This window comes from Actinoplanes sp. NPDC026623 (assembly GCF_040638275.1).
Classification (GTDB): Bacteria; Actinomycetota; Actinomycetes; order Mycobacteriales; family Micromonosporaceae; genus Actinoplanes.
Map to the genome: position 1 here is coordinate 1 of NZ_JBEZXZ010000389.1, position 3,055 is coordinate 3,055.

The 3,055-nt window shown below is 72.2% G+C and carries 2 protein-coding genes and 1 pseudogene; 1 reads left to right on the forward strand and 2 read right to left on the reverse strand.

From position 1 onward, the window contains the following. The coding region (locus AB0F10_RS45015; protein WP_360640667.1) for a serine/threonine-protein kinase at nucleotides 1-1,025 on the reverse strand (1,025 nt) is incomplete at its 3' end. 55 nt (nucleotides 1,026-1,080) lie between these two features. Beyond that, the gene (locus AB0F10_RS45020; RefSeq protein ID WP_360640669.1) at nucleotides 1,081-2,310 is read right to left on the reverse strand and encodes a YncE family protein; all 1,230 of its coding nucleotides are present in this window, start codon (nucleotides 2,308-2,310) and stop codon (nucleotides 1,081-1,083) included. A 144-nt stretch (nucleotides 2,311-2,454) separates the two neighbouring features. Here AB0F10_RS45020 and AB0F10_RS45025 point away from each other — a divergent pair. Then, nucleotides 2,455-3,055 (forward strand): annotated as a pseudogene (locus AB0F10_RS45025) (PucR family transcriptional regulator); the annotation flags it as partial.

Here is a 3,055-nt window from a genome sequence, read left to right on the forward strand (position 1 = left end):
CGGATGGCCTCCCGGTACGGTTCGGCCCATTCGTAGTCGGTGCCGTCTGCGAGCGTCGCCGAGGGCTCGCCGGCGGCGTCGGGCATCTGGCGCGAGGAGCCCAGCGCGGCGAACAGCGCGATGATCGAGACGACGAGTGCCGTCAGCCCGGAGAACAGGGCCAGCCGCCGGCGGACCGGGCGGCGGGGTGCGGGCACCGGGGGCGTGAGGGTGGCCAGCCCGTGGCGGACGTGCGCGGCGGTGGGCCGCCGGTCCGGCTCCTCGCGCAGGCACGCCTCGACCAGGTCGCGGAACGCGGCGGGCAGGTCGGCCGGCAGCGCGCGCGGCGGGACGGTGCGGGCCGCGTCGAGCTCCTCCCAGGTGTCCACCGGGTACGGCGGCTGGCCCGTGACCATCTCGTAGAGCAGCACGCCCAGGCCGTAGACGTCGGTGGCCGGTTCCGCGGGTTTGCCGTCGAGCCGCTCCGGCGCCACGTAGGCCGGGGTCCCGAACGTCGCACCGGTCTCGTCGTCGTCGGGCTCGCCGGTCGTCGCGCTGATGCCGAAGTCGAGGATCTTGACGCCGGTGGGCGTCAGCATGACGTTGCCGGGCTTGATGTCGCGGTGCACGACGCCGTTGGCGTGCGCCGCGGTCAGCGCGTCGGCCACCGCCACGCCGATCTGGGCGGACTCCTGCCAGGGCAGCGACGAGCGGTTCAGCCGCGCCGCGAGGGACTCGCCGGCCAGCAGCTCCATGACGACGAACGGCGCCATGTAGCCCTCGGGCCGCATCGCGGCGTTGTAGTCGTGCACGGCGGCGATGTTGGGGTGCGACAGCCGGGCCGCCATCCTCGCCTCTTTCCAGGCAAGGTGCAGGACGTCCGCGCCGGCCGGGTCGAGCCCGGCCGGCAGTTTGAGCGCCACCGGCCGGTCCAGCAACTCGTCGTCGGCGTGCCAGATCTGCGCCATCCCGCCGGTCTCCAGGCGCGACACCAGCCGGTAGCGGGAGGCCATGAGGGTGCCTGCCGGTGGCCAGTCAACGTTCATCTCGGAACACTCGCCCAGCAGGGCCGAGGTGTCAACCGGAAGAGTGCCGACGTTGTCAGCGGGCCGTCGGCGGGGCCCAGTCCTGCGGCACGTGTCCGATGCGGACACGCTGCGGGTGGTCGCCGACCGGCACCGTCGCGACCCGTCGCCCGGTCGCGAAGCTGATCGCCGTGACCTGGTCCGCGGCCGATTCGGAGATCACGCAGTCGAGGCCGTCGCCGCTCACGGTCGCCCAGTACGGCTTGGCGGCCGGGACCAGTTCACCCTCCTGCAGCGTCGAGCGGTTGACCACGGTGGCGTAGTCGTCCATGGTCCCGGCGACGCAGAGCCGGCTGCCGTCGGGGCTCATCGACAGGCCGTGGTGCCGAGAGTCGTTGACGAAGGTGGTGCGGTCGTCGCTGGTGGCCGGGTTCTTCGGCAGCGTCTTCACCCGGGTGATGCGGTCGGTGGCGACGTCGTACTCGACCAGCCCGTTGAAGAACGACACCTGGAAGTACAGCTTCGTGCCGTCGGGGCTGAACACCGCGGGCCGGATCGCGTTCGACAGGTCGCTGCGGCCGAACGCGTCGAGCCGGGCCCGCATGTCGATCGTGCGTACCGTCTGGAAGGTCGTGGTGTCCACGACCGTGATCCGCCGGTTGCCCTTGGTCCAGTCCCAGATCGGGTCGTCGAGGTCGGTGTTGACCTCGCCGATGGACATGTTCCAGAGGTAGCGGCCGTCGCCGGTGAAGATGTTCTCGTGCGGCTTGTCGCCGGTGGCGAACGAGCCGAGTTGCCGGCCGGTGGCGATGTCGAGGACGTGCACGGTGTTGGAGGTGGACGCCGACACCGCCACCCGGGCGCCGTCCGGGCTGACCGCCATGTGGTCGGCGCGGTAGCCGGAGACCGCGAAACGCCAGTTGACCGCGCCGGTGCGCAGGTTGATGGAGACGACGTCGGCGAAGCTCGGCCGCGAGGCGACAAGCGCGGTGCCGTCCGGCGTGGTGTACATGTCGTCGACAAGCTGGTCGTGGCCCTCGCCCGGGCCGGAGCGGATGCCGAGGAAGTAGGCGAGCTTGACCGGGTTCAGGTAGATCTCCCAGAGGCGGGTGTCCTTGTCGGGAATCACGTTGATCCGGCCGAGCTTGCCGTAGCTTCCGCTGGACCCGATGACGTCGACGGTGCCTTCCCAGTTGTTGCCGACGAACATCACCTCCCGCAGCGACGGGGGCGCGGCCGCGGCGGGCAGCGGTGCCGCGGCGAGCGCGGCGACGAGGGCGATGAGCGCGGAGGATTTGAGTGCCACGGGACTCTCCTGAACGCCGGTGCGATGTTACTTTGCGGTAACGAACAGGTAATAATGAATCGTCGCCCGTCGATAGGTGCCGGGAGCCAACATCCGGGCCCGTCGTTGTATGGCACGGACAATCGCCCCCCGGGGAGAACGAAGATGGCGCTTACGTCGCGGGGCGATGTGTTCCTCAAGGTGCTGTGGGGCATGGCGGCCGACGAGCGGATCGTCGACGACCTGGTCGAGGCGGCCCGGGCGCAGGCGCCCGAGGTGGCCCGGCTGCCCGCGGCGGAGAGCCGGCGCCACGTCGCGGTGCTGTTCGCGGCCGGGCTGGCCTCGTTCGAGCGCTCCGGCGATCCGAGCGAGCGCGACTTCGCCGAGGCCGCGCGGCTGGGTGCCGACCGGGCCGCGCAGGGCATCTCGATCGGCGGGCTGCTCGCCGCCGTGCAGGCGGGGCGCACCCGGGCGCTGGAGATCGCCGTGCAGCGGGCCCGGGCCGCGGACATCCCCGACGGCCTGCTCCTCGAGGTGCTGCTGGACATGGACCGCTACCTGGGTGCGCTCGAGCGGCACGTCATCGCGGGCTATCGCGCGGCGGAGCAGGACCTTGCCGGCGCGGGGGCGGAGGCCGGCGACCGGGTGCTGCGCGGGCTGCTGCTCGGCGAGGAGCCGGGGCCGTCGCCGGCGGATCTGGCCGGGCTGGGCCTGCGCCCGGACGGCCGCTACCACTGCCTGGTCGCCGAGGTGGGCGACCCCGCGC